This is a genomic window from Luteococcus sp. H101 (assembly GCF_038433155.1).
GTDB lineage: Bacteria > Actinomycetota > Actinomycetes > Propionibacteriales > Propionibacteriaceae > Luteococcus.
Map to the genome: position 1 here is coordinate 1 of NZ_JBCDMW010000023.1, position 15,950 is coordinate 15,950.

Consider the following 15,950-nt stretch of genomic DNA (forward strand, 5'->3'; position numbering starts at 1 on the left):
CCCCCCCCCCCCCCCCCCCCCCCCCCCCCCCCCCCCCCCCCCCCCCCCCCCCCCCCCCCCCCCCCCCCCCCCCCCCCCCCCCCCCCCCCCCCCCCCCCCCCCCCCCCCCCCCCCCCCCCCCCCCCGGACGCTCTGCTGTGAAGTCACCTGTGTGGGGTCGGCTCTCACCAGGCTCGGAGGGCCACTTCGTGGCCCGTCCTCGCCCGGTGGAAACGCAGGTCAATGTGGCGCGAACGTCGGACGAGGACGGGTCGCGGAGCGATCCTCCGAGTCTGGCGGGAGTCGACCACCCACCGTCGCGAGTCCGACGCCAAGCGTGAGCGGCGGGGACGATGGAAAGGGCGCTGAAGGTTGCCCCGGCCACAGCGCACGGTGCCACGAGAGACAGAGTCTTGGAAGGTCGCCCATTCCATCGTCCCCGCCGCTCACGCGTCGCAAGCACCAAAACGCAACCACAGAGCCCCTCGACAAGCTCGGGGACCATGGACGCAGTCCCCTCGACAGGCTCGGGGATCATCTCCGGGCCCGGGGACCGTCGTCTCAGCTGTAGACGTGCGGGGCCAGCGTGCCGACGTCGCGCAGGTTGCGGTACTTGCCGGCGTAGTCCAGGCCGTAGCCGACGACGAACTCATTGGGGATGTCGAAGCCGACGTACTTCACCTCGACGGGGGCGGTGACCGCCTCCGGCTTGCGGAACATCGCCGCCACCTCGATGGTCTCGGGCTCGCGGCTCTTCAGGTTCTGCACCAGGTAGCTCAGGGTGAGACCGGTGTCCACGATGTCCTCGACGATCAGCACGTGCTTGCCGGAGATGTCGGTGGTCAGGTCCTTGAGGATCCGCACCACGCCGGAGCTCTTGGTGCCGGAACCGTAGGAGGAGATGGCCATCCAGTCCATCGTGCAGTGGCTGGTCATGGCGCGGGAAAGGTCGCTCATCACCATGATCGCGCCGTTCAGCACGCCCACCAGCAGCACGTCGCGACCGGCATAGTCGGCGTCGATCTGCGCCGCCATCTCGGTGATACGTCCCTGCACCTGGTCGGCGGTGTAGAGGACTTTGGTCAGGTCATCGGAAATCTGCGCGGCATCCACGACGCCAGCCTAGCCGGGACCCCTGCTGCATCATGCGCCGGCTAGGACGAGCCGGGACTGGGGCTGGCCAGGTCCGCCCGGAGCAAGGGTCATCAGTTCCCCACGGCCTTGGGCCCCGCCACCAGCACTCCACCGGATCGACGGGCCCTGATCCCCCCGGGGAGGTCCACGCCGCGCTGACCGCGCCACTGCTCCACCAGGGCGGCGACGGCCTGGACGTGCTGCATCGTCGGGGCCGGGACCCCACGGTCCAGCAGCCAGGCCCGCAGCACCCGGCCGCGCAGCGCGGGGTGCAGGTGCAGCAGGCCGACGGCATCCAGTTCGTCGCCGCGGACCAGGTCCCGCGCCGAATCGGCGGCCAGCCGCTCCAGCAGGTCATTGTCCTGCCGGGCGAGGTCCGCGGTACGGCCCAGGGCCTCGGTCACACCGGGGCCGAGGACGTCAGCCAAGGTGGGCAGCAGGTCACAACGCACCCGGACCCGACGGAAGCGGGGGTCGGCATTCATCGGGTCATCCCAGGGTTCCAGACCCCATTCGGCGCACGCCGCCCGGGTCTGTTCCCGTCGGACCCCCAACAGCGGACGCACCACCAGTGGGCCACCGTCGTGCCGGCGCATCGGCGCCATTCCCTGCAGGGAGGCGCAGCCGGAGCCACGGGCCAGCCCCAGCAAGACCGTCTCCGCCTGGTCATCCAGGGTGTGGGCCAGCCAGACCGGTTGCCCGTCGGCCAGCAGCGCGGCCAGCCGGGCTTCCCGCGCGGCCGCCTCCAGCCCCTGGCCCTGCTCACGCACCAGCACGCGGGTCACCCGGGCCTCGATTCCCATTCGCCGGACCTCTTCGGCCACGCTGGCAGCTCGCTCGGCGGAGCCCGCCTGCAGCCCGTGGTCCACCACGATCGCCGTGGCCGCCTGCGGGGCCAGATGGGCCAGGGTGGCGGTCAGCGCCAGCGAGTCGGCACCGCCGGAGCAACCGACCACCAGCCTGCCGCCGAGCTGCTCGAGCACAGGACGCACGGCCTGCACCAGGCTGAGCTGGGCGGGGCCCAAAGCACGCCGAGCCATCAGCAGGTGCACCCGGTCAGCGTGGCCGCCATCCGGTCCAGCCAGTTTCGGACCTCCCACTCCTGGGTGGGATTGTTGGCCATGAAGGCAAAGACCACCTCGCGGCCATTGCGGGTGCGGGTGTAGCCGGCCAGGGTCGAGACCTTGCTGAGCGTGCCGGTCTTGGCATTGACCCAGCCCCGGCCGGCCGCGGCCTCGGGATTGTAGAAGCGGGTGTGCAGGGTGCCGTTGACCCCGGCGACGGGCAGCCCCTCCAGTACCGGCCGCAACTTCGGGGTGACGGCGGCCGCCCGCAGGGCCTGGGCAAGGGTGACGGCCGGCAGCACATTGCCGCGGCTGAGGCCGGAGCCGTCGGTGATCTTGGCGCCTGCCGTGTTGATCTTGAGCGCTGCCAGCTGGCCCAGCACCGCCTGGGCGCCACCGGTGAAGCCGCCGCCCTTGCCACCAGCCAGGCCGATGTGGCGCAGCAGCACCTCGGCCGCCGCATTGTCCGAGTGCACCAGGGTCTCCTGCACCAGGGTGGAGACCGGCAGGGATTGCACCGCGGCGAGCTGACGGGCGTGGGCGGAAGCCGACTCCTTCACGGGAGTGCCGACGACGGTGATCCCGGCCGCCTTCAGCTGGGCCGCGAAGACCGTGCCGGCGGTCTGCGCCGGGGTCAGGCTGGGCGCGGACTTCTCGTCGGGCTTGCCCTTGTCAATCCACAGCGAGCTGATCGTGGTCACCTGGTCGTGGTATCCCTGCGGCCAGCTGGGGTGCCAATTGGGGCCGGTGAACAGCGAGTCGTCATAGCCGAGGCTGATCTTGCTGACCCCCTGTTTCTTCAGCGCCGCCGCCGTCTGCTTCGCCAGATCCTGCGTCGTGGCCGGGAAGGGGTAGGCCCTGGCCGGCTTGGAAGCGAGCAAGGGGTCGCCGCCGCCCACCAGGATGATCTTGCCGGGGCTGGCCTGCTGCACCGTGGTGGTGAAGGTCTTGTCCGGCCCCAGTGCGTTCAGTGCGGCCAGGCAGGTCAGCAGCTTCAGTGTCGAGGCCGGAATCTGTCCGGTCTGGGGGCGGCTGGTCCACAGTTCGGCACCCGTCCGGGCGTCGAGGATGACGCCGGAGGTGGTGCCCATCGCGGCCGTGGGGATGGCCGACAGGGCCTTGGCCAGGGCCTGCTTGTCGATGTCCTTCCCGGCCGACGCCGGCGCCGCGGAGGGGGCCACCCCAGCCCCCCGCTCAACCGCCTGACCCGGCTCTGGCGAGGGGTTTTGGGACGGATCGTCGAAGAACGTCGGGGAAACAGTGGGTGACCCGCCGTTGACCCAGAGGCCGCTGGCGTACAGCGCCGGGCGCCACCAGACGGCGCCCGCCACGGCCAGCAGGGCAACCACCACGGCCGTCGCCACCCAACCAAGGACACCGTGGCCCTTGACGGGCCCTTGTTGACCTTGCTGTGGGCTCACGATCGCCCCCTGTTTGGCGGTAGTGTACGGAATGTTCAGGTGCCCCAATCATAGAGAGAGCTCACCGTGACAGATGACTTCGTGAAGCCAAACCTCAACGGACTGCCGCCGGGCGTGACCTTCGACGTGACCGTCGAGATCCCCAAGGGCACCAAGAACAAGTACGAGATGGACCACAACACGGGCCGGATCCGCCTGGACCGCACGCTGTTCACCTCCACCCAGTACCCCTACGACTATGGCTATGTCGAGGGCACTCTGGGCGAGGACGGCGACCCGCTGGACGCCATGGTGATCGGCAACGAGCCCACCTTCCCGGGCTGCCTGATCGAGTGCCGGGCGATCGCGATGTTCCGGATGACCGACGAGATGGGCGGCGACGACAAGCTGCTGTGCATCCCGACGGCCGACCTGCGCCGCGGCCACCTGCAGGACATCACCGACGTGCCCGAGTACATGCTGCTGGAGATCGAGCACTTCTTCACGGTGTACAAGGACCTGGAGCCCGGCAAGTCGGTGGAGGGTGCCACCTGGACCGGCCGCGCCAATGCGGAGGCCGAAGTGGTTGCCTCCTTCGAGCGCGCCAAGGGGACGGCCTACGAGCACCACACCGTCTACGTCTCGCACTGAACACAGCACAACAGGCACGCTCGCAATGTGGCGAGTCGCACGGGGGGTGCGCTGGAGCACTCCCGCGCCGCTGAACACTGAACGGGTCCGCCCCTCGGGGCGGACCCTTCTGTTTGCCCGCTGGTCGGGGCACCCGAGCGGGAAGCAGAACTCTCCACCGACGATGGTGGCCCAGCCCCGCCGAACTGCCGCCCCGGGGTGTCGGTGCGACCCGGGCACACTGGCAGGCTTGACCGACCACGGCAGACGCCCCGACCCAAGCACGGCGGCCAGGCCGGATCACGCTGGCCGGGCCTGCCCCAACCAAGCCGGCCGAGCCTATCGAGGCCGTATTGCTCATGCGTCCAGATCGGCTGCCTGATCCGGCCCGAGCATCAGGGCAGCCAGAAACCCAGCCAGGCGGCGGCCAGGCACGCCGTGGCGCCACCCAGCAGGTAAGTCAGGGCCAGCCCGGCCCGACGGTTCTGGACCAGCCGCACCACCTCCACGCTGGCGGTGGAGAAGGTGGTGAACCCACCACAAAAGCCGGTACCCAGCACCAGTTTCAGGCCCGGGTCCACGCCGGAGCGCAGGACCGCCGCCGTGAGCAGGCCCAGGAAGAAGGAACCCACCACGTTCACCAGCAGCGTGCCCCATGGGAAGGGGCCAGCATGGCGGGCGCGCACCGTCGCGTCCAGCACGAAGCGGGCCACCGCACCCAGACCGCCGCAGACGGCCATCAGCACCAAGTTCATGCCCCCGCCCCCATCCGGCGAGCAGCCAGCCAGGCCCCGGTAAGCATCCCCGCCCAGGCAAGCAGCACCCCACCCAGCAGACTGACGGCCAGGTAGCCCAGGGCCAGACCAGCCCGGGAGGAATCCGCCAGCAGCACCGTCTGGGTGGCCAGCGCCGACATGGTGGTGAAGGAGCCCAGGAAACCGGTGCCGAAGTGCAACCGGGCCAGCCGCAGCCACCCCTCGTCGGGGGCCAGCCGCAGCAGCATCTCCAGCAGCAGCCCCAGGCAGAAGGCGCCCGCCAGGTTCGCGGCCAGGGTGCCGGCCGGCCACCCGTCGCGGACCGGCAGCCATTCGGCCACCGACCAACGCGCCAGCGTGCCCAGCACCCCGCCGACGAAGACGACGTAGAGATAACGCGGACGCAGGTGCAGGGGGCGAGCACAGGCCAGGTGGTCGACGTCCGGGTCCACCGCGGGATGGCTCGTGGGCTGGGCCGTCATGGGCATCTCACCTCCGGCATCGGGCTGACTCTCCTTCGGGGATGGGTGTTTTCGGACTGGGTGTTTCCGGACTGGGTGTTTGCTGACTGGGCGGTTCGCGGGCGGGACAGCCCAGGCGGAGCGGGTGTGGCAGGACACTCTGGGTCAGGACGGCTCAGGTCTGGGCAGTTGGGTCGGGCGGTTCGAGTCGGGACAGGTCACGGGGCACCCAGCTCGGCTGGGCCTGCGCGGATGCTCGTGGGAGGATTGGGCGGTGCCCAATCATCTGATGCTGCTGGCCCCGTCCGCCAACCGAGTCTATGCCGGGGAGTCCGCCGAGCTGGCCGCGGGTGAGCTGGCGATCAGCGCCCCCTTCACCACCCGGGTGGCCCCCACCACCGTCGCCGGCGTCGGCTACCTGGGCTTCGACGCCGACCAGCTCGGCCCCGCGGAATTGACCACCATCGCCCGCCAGTCCGCCACCCTGGCGCTGTTCGGCGTCGAGGGTGACCTGCTGCGCCCGCTGGAACTGCCGTCGGCGCTCAGCCTGGACGATGATCTGGTCACCATCCCCAAGTACCCGGGCAAGACCAATGAGCAGTTCACCCGGCTGCTGGTCAATGTCACCCTGGCCAGCATCGACACCGCGCTGAACCCCAAGGCGCAGCAGGGCCCGCTGGCCATCCTGGACCCGCTGTGCGGCCGCGGAACCACCCTGCTGACCGCGTGGCTGTTGGGCCACCACGGCTACGGCGTCGAGGGGGACGAGAAGTCCGTCGAGCAGGGGGCCGCCTACCTGAAGACCTGGCTGCGTCGCAAGCGGATCAAGCACACCGCCGAGATCACGCCGGTGCGCCGGGAGGGCAAGTCCCTGGGGAAGCGCTTCGACGCTCGGCTGAAGGACGAGGGGCTGGACCTGACCATCTTCACCGGCGACACTCGCACCTCGCAGGCCCTGTACGGCAAGAAGAAGTTCGACGCGATCGTGACCGACGCCCCCTATGGCGTCGTGCACGGCGCCCACCACGCCACCGATGTGCGCGGCCATGCGGGCAAGCGGGACCGGTCCCCGGCCGGGCTGATCGGTGAGGCGCTGCCGGTGTGGGCCAGCCAGCTCAAGCCGGGCGGTGCGTTGGGGATCAGCTGGAACACCTATGGCCTCTCGCGCGAGGACCTGGCCGACCTGATGCGGGCCAACCATCTGGCGCCGCAGGACGGCGAGCCGTGGCGGGGCTTCGCGCACCGCGTCGACGCATCGATCAACCGGGACCTGATGGTTGCGGTGAAGCAGGAGGAGAACTCATGACCCGCACGCTGGTGCTGATGCGGCACGCCGCCGCCGAGGGCTGGGCGGTCACCGGGGACAAGGGGCGGCCGCTGAGCGCAACCGGCCGCAAGGAGGCCGCGCTGGCCGGGCAGGAGATGGCGGGGCTGGGGATCCAGCGGATCCTGTGCTCCTCGGCGGTGCGCACCCGGGAGACCGTCGACTGCCTGAACCTGGGCGCGCCGGTGGAGTACATGGACGCGCTCTACAACTGCGGCGCGGGGACGCTGGTGCAGCGGATCGGGGAGATCGAGGACGAGGTGACCGGCCTGCTGGTGGTGGCCCACTCCCCCGCCATCCCGTCGCTGGCGGCGGACCTGACCTGGGCCGCCGACCCGTCGGCCGCCGACGACATGTTGTGCTGGTTCCCCACCGGGGCCTTCAGCCATTTCACGCTGGAGGGCAGCTGGGCCGACCTGACCGGCGACCGGAGCCTGAAGCTGGCCGGAATCCGCCGGGTCTGAGCGCACCACCAACCACGCGGCCGTCGACGCCCCGGCGCCGGTCATCAGCGACGGCGAGGGCCGATCCCGTCGAGACCCCGACGGGTTTGGCTCAGTACAAGATGTAGACCCGCACCGTGTTGCCGCGGGAGCAGACCACCATCCGGTCCGCGGAGCAGGTGAAGTCATAGCTGGTGCCACTGACCGGGCTGACCGCGGTGACCGTGAACCTGCCCGACGGCTTCCTGGGCAGCGCCTTCTGGACCGCCGTCGCCAGACCACACGAGGTGGCCTGACTGGCCCCCACCGTGGTGGTGCACTCCTTGGCCGATCCCGGCAGGGTGCTGGCCCGGTTGGTGGTGTCCTCCTCCACCTCCGGCGTGGGCGTGGGGGTGGGGGCCACCGTGGCCTTCTTCTTCACCACCCGCGCCTTGCTGGCCGCCCCACCCACCGGGGAGAGCTTGAACGCGTCCACCCGCTGGATCAACCGGGCGCCGTAGACCATCATCGCTGTGGCCAGGGCGACGGCCAACAGACAGACCGCCATCACCACCTGGTTGCGACGGTGCAGCGCCAGACTGTCCTGGGCGGTGCGGGCCCGGGTGGTGACCTGCGCCAGGGCGGGCAGCGACGTGATCGCGGCGCCCCTGGCGGCCGGGTCAAGGAGTCCGGCGCCGCGCTGACGCAGGTCCGGCCCATGCTGCTGAGGCGCACTGCCGGTGCTGCGCAGCGCGGTACCGGCCATGGCCGGTCTGCGGTCGGGGGCTGCGTGGCGGGAGCGCAGCCGGTCGAAGGCGGCCCAGGACCCGGACGGGATGGACCTGTCCGCCGGGGGCAGCCCTACGGTTGGCTCCGACACCCCGGCCGCGGCCGGTTCCCCAGCCCGGCCCGGGGCCTCACCGCCGTCGGGCCGGGAACCGGTGCCACTGGTGCCGCCGGATAGCGCGTCGGGCCGGTCAGAAACGGTGAACAGCGTCACCCGCGGCGGATTGGTGGCCTCGGGAAAGACGTCGGTGAAGTTCCGCACCGGCTCCCGGGCGGAGGTCATCCGCAGCGCGCCCGACTCCCACAGCTCTGCTCCACAGCCGGGGCAGACGTCGTCGCCGGCCCCCACCGAACGGCCGCAGCGCGCGCAGTACATCCCGCCTCCGTCTCCCGGGCCTTCGTGACCCGGCCCACCTGCTTGACTTGAACCGCGGCCGCGCCGGGCCGCCCTGCCCAGCACAAGATCGGGAGCAGCCATGACCACGTCCCAGCCACCCCGACGTCGCGGTGTTCAATCAGTCACGCTACTGCTCTGCGGTGCCATCACGGGCGGGTTCCTGACATCTGCCGCCGCGACGCCGGCCGTCGGCTCCCCGGCTGGGTCGTCTCCGCCCGCGCGCACCGCCGCACCGCAAGCCCTCCCCGAGGCACCCACCGGCCAGCAGATCAGCGCCCTGGTGCGCCGTCTGGAACGTCAGCACGGGGCCCACATCGCCGTGGCAGTGGTGCCCGTCGGTTCCCGTCAGGCGCCCTGGAGCACCGGCACGTTCAGCAACGGCCCGGCATGGTCCACCGCCAAGGTGCCGGTGGCGATCGCCGCCCAGCGCAGGTACCCGCGCGACGCCCGCACCCGGGCCCGGATGCGGGCCGCCATCACCGCTTCGGACAATGCCGCCGCGGAAGCGCTCTTCCGGTCCCTGGGCACCAATGCTCAGGCCGCCGCGGCCACCACCCGGGTGATCCAGGACGGGGCCGGGCGCACCATCGTGCCGTCGGTGCGCAAACGGCCGGGCTACACCATCTTCGGGCAGACCCCCTGGGGCCCGACCAACCAGGCCCGGTTCACCGCCTCCCTGCCCTGCCGTCGCGATGCGGCCGCCACCCTGGCGCTGATGGGCCAGGTCCGCGCCGACCAGCGCTGGGGCCTGGGCACCATCCGCGGCGCCCGGTTCAAGGGCGGCTGGGGGCCGGACCGCCAAGGCCGCTACCTGGTGCGCCAAATGGGCGTGGTGGACGTCAAGGGGCAGCGGCTGGCCGTCGTGATCGCGGTCAGCGGGGTGAGCTTCGCCACCGGCACCCGGATCAACACCCAGCTGGCCCGCCAGGTGGCGGCCACCCCGCCGGCGCTGGCCAAGCCGACCCGCCGTTGCTGAGCCCACCCCTGCTGAGCCCGCTGTCCAACGCGCCGAAACCTGCCCGAAACACCCGGCCCATTTTGGTCACCCAGCTGTAACACCGGCACAACAACGTCGAAATTCCGGCTGGGCACTGTGGTCCGCATGAACCTGATCGAGATCAATGCAGGCGATACCGCCTGGGTGCTGATCAGCGCCTCCCTGGTGCTGCTGATGACCCCGGCGCTGGCCTTCTTCTACGGCGGCATGGTCCGCTCCAAGGGCGTGCTCAACATGATCATGATGTCGGTGGTCAGCATGGGCATCGTCGGCGTGCTCTGGGTGCTGTTCGGCTTCTCCGTCGCCTTCGGCAATTCCTGGCACGGGCTGATGGGCAATCCGCTGCAGTTCGCGGGGATGCGTGGCCTGTTCGACGCGACGGTGGGCTCCGAGGGGCACCAGATCCCCGCCTTCGCCTTCGCCGGCTTCCAGGCCGCCTTCGCGGTGATCGCCGTCGCGCTGATCAGTGGCGCGGTGGCAGACCGGATGAAGTTCGGCGCCTGGATGGCCTTCAGTGCCGCGTGGGCTGCGGTCTGCTACTTCCCCGCGGCGCACTGGGTCTTCGCCTTCGACGGCTTCATGGCGACGCACGGCGGCTGGATCGCCAATGACGTCAAGGCCTTCGACTTCGCCGGTGGCACCGCGATCCACATCAATGCCGGCGCCGCCGCGCTGGCGCTGGCCATCGTGCTGGGCCCGCGGATCGGTTTCCGCACCACCCCGATGCGGCCGCACAACCTGACCCTGGTGATGTTGGGCGCGGGGCTGCTGTGGTTCGGCTGGTTCGGTTTCAATGCCGGTTCCGCCCTGGCGGCCGACGGCCTGGCCGCGATGGTCTGGGTGAACACCCTGGCTGCGGCCGCCGCCGGGATGCTGGGCTGGCTGGTCACCGAGCGTTTGCGCGACGGCCATGCCACCAGCCTGGGCGCGGCCTCCGGGATCGTGGCCGGCTTGGTGGGGATCACCCCCGGTTGCTCGGTGGTGACCCCGCTGGGATCGCTGGCGATCGGCGCCCTGACCGGCGCTGGCTGCGCCCTGGCGATCGGGCTGAAGTACCGGGTGGGGCTGGACGACTCGCTGGACGTCGTCGGGGTGCACCTGGCGGGCGGGCTGATCGGCACCCTGGCCGCCGGGCTGTTCGCCAAGGGTTCCCTGGCCGACGGTGCCGCGGGCCTGTTCTACGGCGGCGGGCTGGAGCAGCTGGGCCGGCAGGCGCTGGGCGCCGCGGCGGTGCTGGCCTACAGCCTGCTGCTGAGCTTGCTGCTGGCCGTCGCGCTGGACCGGATGATCGGCCTGCGGGTCGACGCCCGGGCCGAGGGCGCCGGGATCGACCTGGCCGAACACGCCGAGAGTGGCTACGACCTCTCCCGGGTGCAGTACTCCAGCTACAGCAAGTCCATCGTCCTACCGAGGCTGCCGGCCCCGGAGGCTGCCGAGACCATCGAAGACACCGACAAGGAAGGGGTGCCGGCATGAACCTGGTCACCGCCATCATCCAGCCCGACGCCGTCGACGAGGTGCAGATTGCCCTGCACCAGCATGGCATCAACGGCATGACCCTGACGGAGGTCTCCGGCTATGCCCGGCAGCGCGGCCACACCGAGGTCTACCGCGGTGACGCGATCACCATCGACTTCACGGACAAGGTGAAGCTGGAGATCCTGTGCGCCGGCGACGAGGCCTGGGCCGTGGTCAAGGTGATCTGCGACGCGGCCCGCACCGGCAGCGTCGGGGACGGCAAGGTGTGGATCTCCCCGGTGGCCGACGTGGTCCGGATCCGCACCGGGGAACGCGGCGAAGCCGCCATTTGAGGGATCCGACCCAGGGCCCCACAAGCGGTTCCTCCCTGTCGAGGGCGGCCGCCGTGGTTGGGTTCCCAACCGCGGCGGCCCGACCGTGTCTGTGTCCAGACCCTTCTCCCCGAGTCGGTCGGCGCCTGAGGGGCTCCCGCCAGGCGGTTCGGGACGCTGCCAACGGGGGCTTCCCGGCTGACCCACAACAAATGCGGCAGGTCAGTTGACCCGGTTTCGGGATCCCGCGGGACTCCGAAACTTGGGCAACTGACCTGCCGCATTTGTTGTGGTGGTCCGCTGGTACTCATGGGCAGCGAAGCACCAGAACCGCGTCACAGGGCGCGACGGGGCTCCACCACCGGCGTCGGATGATCGTAAAGGTCCACCAGGAAGGCATTGGTCAGGTCGTGACTGGCCTGGCGCAACTTGTTGATGTCGACGGCCTCGAACCGGTCGGCCACGGTGGGCTCGGCGCCGGACAGCACCTGCTCCCGGCTGGCCTCGGTCACCTCCGCCACCCGGACCGCCAGGTCCTGTCGCAGCTGTGCCCCCAGCACGCCACCCTTGCGGCCGGCCAGGTGCGCCACCTCAGCGCCGTACTTCTCCAGCTCGGCCACCTGGTTGGCGTCCTCACTGGTCAACATCTGTGCGGTCTGCGCCAGGATCCAGGCTCCATCGTGGTAGTTGCCCTTGCCCAGGTCCGCGATGGCCTGGCGCAGCAGCGGGCGGTCCTCGCGCTCGGCCTGACGGGCCAGCAGGTCCAGCTGCAGGCCCAGCAGCCGCTCGCCGGAGCGGGTGCGCCCGCCCAACCGGCCCAGCGGGACCCGCGGGTCACCGCCGCTGGAATTGCCCATGGTGTCCAGCAGCTCGGCGCCCGCCTGGTCCGCGGTGTGCACGGTGTCGCGCAGCGGGACTGCCTTGATGAACAGGCTGATCAGGAAGACCAGCACGGTCAGCGGGACCCCCACCACGAAGACGATGTGCAGCGCATCGCTGAGCCCGGCGCGGATGGCATTCGCAACCACCGGCGGCATCGCGGCCAGGGCGTCGGGGTCAAGTACGTCGCCGCTGGAGACCTGGGTGCCGCTGGCCTGCATCTTCTGGGCCAGCTCCGGTGGCAGGTGCTTGGGGATGGCGGTCTTCATCTGGGTGGTCATGATGGTGCCGAAGACGGCGATGCCGACGGTGTTGCCGACATTGCGGAAGAACTGGGTGGCCGCGGTGGCGACGCCCAGATCCCGTCGCGCCACCGTGTTCTGCACGGCGAGGGTGTACTGCTGCATGCACAGGCCCAGCCCGATCCCGAAGACGGTCATCGCCAGGGTCAGTTGCCCCTGCGAGGAGCCGACGTGCAGCCGGGTGAGCAGCCAGTAGCCCAGGCCCATGATGGCCACGCCGCCCAGCATGAACTCCTTGTAGCGGCCGGTGCGGCTGACCAGCAGCCCGCCGAGGATGGACAGGCCGATCAGGGCCAGGTTCATCGGCATCAGGATCAGGCCGGAATTCGTCGCGGAGACCCCCAGCACGCCCTGCGCATAGACCGGGATGTAGATGATGGCGCCGAACATCAGGATGGAGATGAAGAAGCCGGCCACATTGCTCAGCGTGAACAGCGAACTCCGGAAGAGCCGCAGCGGGATCACCGGCTCGGTGGCCTTGCGTTCGACGAGGATGAAGGCCGCGGTCAGCACCACGCCGGCCACGTATAGTCCGATCACCTGCGGGCTGCTCCACGCCCAGGTGGTGCCGCCCATCGACGTCGGGAGCAGCAGGCAGACCAGAGCGAAGGCCAGGGTGGTCATGCCCGCCCAGTCGATGCTGACGTCGCGACGTTCGTGCGGCAGGTGCAGGAAGCGGAAGATGGCGCCGAAGGCGGCCACGCCTACCGGCAGCGAGGCGAAGAAGAGCCAACGCCAGCCCCAGTGGTCGGTGATGAAGCCGCCGGCCAGCGGCCCGGCCACCGAGCTCATTCCAAAGACGGCGCCCATCAGACCCTGGTACTTGCCCCGCTGCCGGGGCGGAATGATGTCGCCGATGATGGTCTGGGAGAGCGGCATCAGGGTGCCGGTGCCAAGGCCCTGCACGGCGCGGGCCAGGATCAGGAAGGCGAAGCTCTGGGTGAGGCCGGCCAACAGGGTACCCAGCATGAAGACCAGCAGACCGCCGAGGTAGAAGGTGCGTCGGCCGTAGAGGTCCGAGAGCTTTCCGACGATCGGGGTGGTGATGGCACTGACCAGCATGGTGGCGGTGGCCACCCAGGAGTAGTGGTCCATCCCGCCCAGCTCGGCGACGATCCGGGGCATGGCCGGGCCGACGATGGTCTGGGTGATGGAGGCCACGAACATACCCAGCATCAGGCCGATGAAGATGCGCTTGTTCTGGGGGCTGAGGCCGTCGAAGACCTCGTCGTCGGCCGGTGTGCCCGCGGCGGCGGCCCTCGGTGTGGTGGATGTGGACATGCAGAACTCCTGTGGTGCAGCGGATGCGGAGGGATGGCGGTCGCTGAGGAATCCGTCGTGCCGTTGGTGCGGCGAGGTCGCGCGACCCATCCAGTGTGACAAAAACTTGCAGATACTGCAAAATATTCCCGTATCCGGGAACCTGAGTGAGGAGCGCTGTGTCCGAGGAGCTGACCGACGGTCTGGGCGAGGCCGAGGGGCTGCGGGAACGCAAGAAGCGCCAGACCCGCCATGCCCTGCACCGCGCCGCAATCGAGCTGGTCAGCGAGCGCGGGCTGGGTGGCGTCACCACCGACGACATCGCCCAGGCCGCCGGCGTCTCCCCCCGGACCTTCTTCAACTACTTCCCCACCAAGGAGGGGGCGCTGATGGGCGTGCCCGAGGTGATCGTGGAGAAGGTGTCCCGCTTGCTCAGCGAGCGCCCCGACGAGGAGTCACTGTGGGACAGTGCCCGGTTGGTGGCCGACCGGCTGGCCGTCCTGACGGTCCACGACGAGGACCTGTGGCGCAAGCGCCGCCACCTGATGGCCACCCACCCCGACATCGCGCACCTGGTGATCGGCAGCCAGCGGGCGCTGGAGACCGGCTTGCTGGATGCCCTGGTGGCCCGGGCGGAGACCCGACACCCGGAACTGGCACCGTGGCGCTCCCGGATGATGGGGGTGACGGCGCTGAACGCGGTCCGGCTGGCGTCGGTGATGGGCGACGACCCGCAGGAGGTCCAGCGGCTGCTGCACGAGATCCTGGACGCCCACGACGCGGTCTACGCCGGCTGAGCCCTGCCCCCCAGCCCACCTCCTGCAGTTGCCCCCAGGAGCCCACCTGCCGACAGTGTCCACTGAGAACAGATGCAGGATGGGGGCGGTCAGCCGAGCAGCTGGGCGGCCACCTCTTCGCCGGAGCGCACCGCGCCCTCCATGTAGCCGTTGTACTTGCGGGCATATTCGGCGCCGGCAAAGTGCACGTGCCCCTCGCTGGCGGCCAGGGCCGGGCCGGAGGTGGTCCAGACCCCGGGCGCGAAGTGCGCGCCGTGGCAGCCGCCGGTGAAGACCTCGGCGGACCAGTCCCGGTCCACGTAGGCGATCGGGGCCGGATGCTCGGCGCCGAAGGCGGTCTTGATGGTCTCCTCCATTGCCCGCTGGCGCAGGAACTGGGAGCGCTTGCCGACGCTGGAATCGCCCTCGAAGAAGCCCATCAGCACGCCGTGCTTGTCGTGCGGGCCGGAGTTGTCGAAGATCACCCGCATGGCGCCCTCGTCGGAACCCAGCTGGCCGGACAGACCGGCGCGGCGCCACCACGGGGCCTCGTAGACCAGCGCGGCCTTGATCACATTGCCGGCCGGCACCTTCTGCGCCGTCTCGGCGCGCCAGGCGGGCAGCGCCGGGGTGAACTCCAGTCCGCAGACCAGGCGCGGCGGCAGAGTGATCAGCACGTCGCGGGCCTCCACCTCGGTGCCGTCGTCCAGGGTCAGGGTCACCGAATCGCTGCCCTGCCGCACCGCGCGCACGATCTTGCCCAGCTGTACCCGGTCTCCCAGCGGCTCGGCCAGCAGCTCGCAGATCTGCACCACGCCACCGGCAACGCGCTGCTGGTGCACGCCCCCGTTGACGGCGATCAGCGATTCCATGTCCACCCCGTTGTTGACCCGGTGCAGGCCCTCCACCAGCGTGGTGTCGTCGGCGGGCACGCCCATCGCGGAGTCGAAGACCCGGCCGAACCAGGCCCGGGCGCCGGGGGTGCGCAGGTTGGTGGTCACCCAGGTGCTGACGCTCTGCTCCAGCCACTTGCGGTTGGCGTCCACCCAGGCGGCGTCCTTGGTCACCCGTTCCGCCAGCCGTCGGAAGCGCAACAGCCCCTGGCCGAGGTCGGCCATCTCGAAGGGGGACAGGTCCTGCTCGATCTCATTGCTGGTGGGCACCTTGCGGGAGGAACCGCCCACCCGCACCACGATGTCGCCGTCGGTGGGGTCCAGTGTGCTGAGGCCAAACTGCTCCACCAGCTCATACATCCGGGTGTGCGACGGGGAGAGCCACTGCCCACCCATCTCCAGCACGGCACCTTCGGCGGTGACATTCTCCAGCCGTCCACCGACGCGATCCCGCGCCTCCAGCACCAGCACATCCCGCCCGCCGGCAACCAGCTTGGTTGCCGCACTCAGACCGGCCAATCCGGCGCCCACCACTACACAATCCAGCATCGTGACCTCCCGGATCACCCGTCTGACATCTGCTGCAGACTCTACTTGCCCCCTGCGCGTGGTAATTCGGCGGGGGCGGCCTGCCCGGAGCATGGGCAAGGGGTCCCACCTGATGGTGAGACCCCTTGCCAAGGCCATGAGCTTGTGCTGTC

The 15,950-nt window shown here is 70.3% G+C and carries 15 protein-coding genes; 7 read left to right on the top strand and 8 right to left on the bottom strand.

Annotated elements, in window-relative coordinates:
• Window positions 1-540 precede the first annotated feature (540 nt).
• The 3 genes from hpt to dacB all read right to left on the bottom strand — a co-directional run bounded on the left by hpt (window position 541) and on the right by dacB (window position 3,598).
• Entirely contained in the window at window positions 541-1,092 is a 552-nt protein-coding gene (gene hpt / locus AAEX60_RS10030; RefSeq protein WP_342103172.1) for a hypoxanthine phosphoribosyltransferase, read from the bottom strand.
• A gap of 92 nt (window positions 1,093-1,184) precedes the next feature.
• Window positions 1,185-2,165 (bottom strand): tRNA lysidine(34) synthetase TilS, encoded by a 981-nt coding sequence (gene tilS / locus AAEX60_RS10035; protein WP_342103173.1) that lies wholly within the window; start codon window positions 2,163-2,165, stop codon window positions 1,185-1,187.
• Window positions 2,153-3,598, bottom strand: coding sequence for a D-alanyl-D-alanine carboxypeptidase/D-alanyl-D-alanine endopeptidase (dacB, locus tag AAEX60_RS10040; protein ID WP_342103175.1), 1,446 nt, complete (start codon window positions 3,596-3,598; stop codon window positions 2,153-2,155). Before dacB ends, tilS begins: the two co-directional genes overlap by 13 nt.
• A gap of 66 nt (window positions 3,599-3,664) precedes the next feature.
• Between dacB and AAEX60_RS10045 the strand changes: the two genes are divergently transcribed.
• Complete coding sequence (locus AAEX60_RS10045; RefSeq protein WP_342106418.1) at window positions 3,665-4,228, top strand: inorganic diphosphatase; 564 nt, start codon at window positions 3,665-3,667, stop codon at window positions 4,226-4,228.
• A 374-nt stretch (window positions 4,229-4,602) separates the two neighbouring features.
• On the opposite strand, the gene crcB is transcribed toward AAEX60_RS10045, so the two are convergent.
• Window positions 4,603-4,962, bottom strand: coding sequence for a fluoride efflux transporter CrcB (gene crcB, locus AAEX60_RS10050; protein WP_342103179.1), 360 nt, complete (start codon window positions 4,960-4,962; stop codon window positions 4,603-4,605).
• Window positions 4,959-5,444, bottom strand: a complete 486-nt coding sequence (locus AAEX60_RS10055; RefSeq protein WP_342103180.1) for a fluoride efflux transporter FluC — start codon at window positions 5,442-5,444, stop codon at window positions 4,959-4,961. The genes crcB and AAEX60_RS10055 overlap by 4 nt, the downstream gene beginning before the upstream one ends.
• A 253-nt stretch (window positions 5,445-5,697) precedes the next feature.
• Between AAEX60_RS10055 and AAEX60_RS10060 the strand changes: the two genes are divergently transcribed.
• Together AAEX60_RS10060 and AAEX60_RS10065 are read left to right on the top strand one after the other, a co-directional pair.
• Window positions 5,698-6,729 carry a TRM11 family SAM-dependent methyltransferase gene (locus AAEX60_RS10060; RefSeq protein WP_342103183.1) on the top strand — a complete coding sequence of 344 codons (1,032 nt, stop codon included), beginning with the start codon at window positions 5,698-5,700 and terminating at the stop codon, window positions 6,727-6,729.
• Complete coding sequence (locus AAEX60_RS10065) at window positions 6,726-7,211, top strand: SixA phosphatase family protein (protein ID WP_342103186.1); 486 nt, start codon at window positions 6,726-6,728, stop codon at window positions 7,209-7,211. The genes AAEX60_RS10060 and AAEX60_RS10065 overlap by 4 nt, the downstream gene beginning before the upstream one ends.
• Before the next feature lie 91 nt (window positions 7,212-7,302).
• On the opposite strand, the gene AAEX60_RS10070 is transcribed toward AAEX60_RS10065, so the two are convergent.
• The gene (locus AAEX60_RS10070) at window positions 7,303-8,331 is read right to left on the bottom strand and encodes a hypothetical protein (protein WP_342103188.1); all 1,029 of its coding nucleotides are present in this window, start codon (window positions 8,329-8,331) and stop codon (window positions 7,303-7,305) included.
• A 100-nt stretch (window positions 8,332-8,431) separates the two neighbouring features.
• Between AAEX60_RS10070 and AAEX60_RS10075 the strand changes: the two genes are divergently transcribed.
• The 3 genes from AAEX60_RS10075 to AAEX60_RS10085 all read left to right on the top strand — a co-directional run bounded on the left by AAEX60_RS10075 (window position 8,432) and on the right by AAEX60_RS10085 (window position 11,160).
• Window positions 8,432-9,328: a hypothetical protein gene (locus AAEX60_RS10075; protein WP_342103191.1), complete on the top strand. Its 897-nt coding sequence runs from the start codon at window positions 8,432-8,434 to the stop codon at window positions 9,326-9,328.
• Between the two features lie 126 nt (window positions 9,329-9,454).
• Window positions 9,455-10,825, top strand: a complete 1,371-nt coding sequence (locus AAEX60_RS10080) for an ammonium transporter (protein WP_342103193.1) — start codon at window positions 9,455-9,457, stop codon at window positions 10,823-10,825.
• Window positions 10,822-11,160 (top strand): P-II family nitrogen regulator, encoded by a 339-nt coding sequence (locus AAEX60_RS10085; protein WP_342103195.1) that lies wholly within the window; start codon window positions 10,822-10,824, stop codon window positions 11,158-11,160. Before AAEX60_RS10080 ends, AAEX60_RS10085 begins: the two co-directional genes overlap by 4 nt.
• Before the next feature lie 314 nt (window positions 11,161-11,474).
• Here the strand turns inward: AAEX60_RS10085 and AAEX60_RS10090 are convergent, their stop codons facing one another.
• Window positions 11,475-13,601: an MDR family MFS transporter gene (locus AAEX60_RS10090; RefSeq protein ID WP_342103196.1), complete on the bottom strand. Its 2,127-nt coding sequence runs from the start codon at window positions 13,599-13,601 to the stop codon at window positions 11,475-11,477.
• Window positions 13,602-13,759: 158 nt separating this feature from the next.
• Between AAEX60_RS10090 and AAEX60_RS10095 the strand changes: the two genes are divergently transcribed.
• Window positions 13,760-14,377 carry a TetR/AcrR family transcriptional regulator gene (locus AAEX60_RS10095; protein ID WP_342103198.1) on the top strand — a complete coding sequence of 206 codons (618 nt, stop codon included), beginning with the start codon at window positions 13,760-13,762 and terminating at the stop codon, window positions 14,375-14,377.
• 89 nt (window positions 14,378-14,466) lie between these two features.
• Here AAEX60_RS10095 and AAEX60_RS10100 read toward each other — a convergent pair whose 3' ends face one another.
• Entirely contained in the window at window positions 14,467-15,798 is a 1,332-nt protein-coding gene (locus AAEX60_RS10100) for a flavin monoamine oxidase family protein (RefSeq protein ID WP_342103201.1), read from the bottom strand.
• Window positions 15,799-15,950: the final 152 nt, after the last annotated feature.

Excerpts from the sequence above, each read along its gene's own strand:
- AAEX60_RS10100 (WP_342103201.1), bottom strand. The coding sequence starts at position 15,798 with ATGCTGGATTGTGTAGTGGTGGGCGCCGGATTGGCCGGTCTGAGTGCG.
- AAEX60_RS10085 (WP_342103195.1), top strand. The coding sequence starts at position 10,822 with ATGAACCTGGTCACCGCCATCATCCAGCCCGACGCCGTCGACGAGGTG.
- AAEX60_RS10065 (WP_342103186.1), top strand. The coding sequence starts at position 6,726 with ATGACCCGCACGCTGGTGCTGATGCGGCACGCCGCCGCCGAGGGCTGG.
- AAEX60_RS10075 (WP_342103191.1), top strand. The coding sequence starts at position 8,432 with ATGACCACGTCCCAGCCACCCCGACGTCGCGGTGTTCAATCAGTCACG.
- AAEX60_RS10090 (WP_342103196.1), bottom strand. The coding sequence starts at position 13,601 with ATGTCCACATCCACCACACCGAGGGCCGCCGCCGCGGGCACACCGGCC.
- crcB (WP_342103179.1), bottom strand. The coding sequence starts at position 4,962 with ATGAACTTGGTGCTGATGGCCGTCTGCGGCGGTCTGGGTGCGGTGGCC.
- AAEX60_RS10055 (WP_342103180.1), bottom strand. The coding sequence starts at position 5,444 with ATGACGGCCCAGCCCACGAGCCATCCCGCGGTGGACCCGGACGTCGAC.
- AAEX60_RS10080 (WP_342103193.1), top strand. The coding sequence starts at position 9,455 with ATGAACCTGATCGAGATCAATGCAGGCGATACCGCCTGGGTGCTGATC.
- AAEX60_RS10070 (WP_342103188.1), bottom strand. The coding sequence starts at position 8,331 with ATGTACTGCGCGCGCTGCGGCCGTTCGGTGGGGGCCGGCGACGACGTC.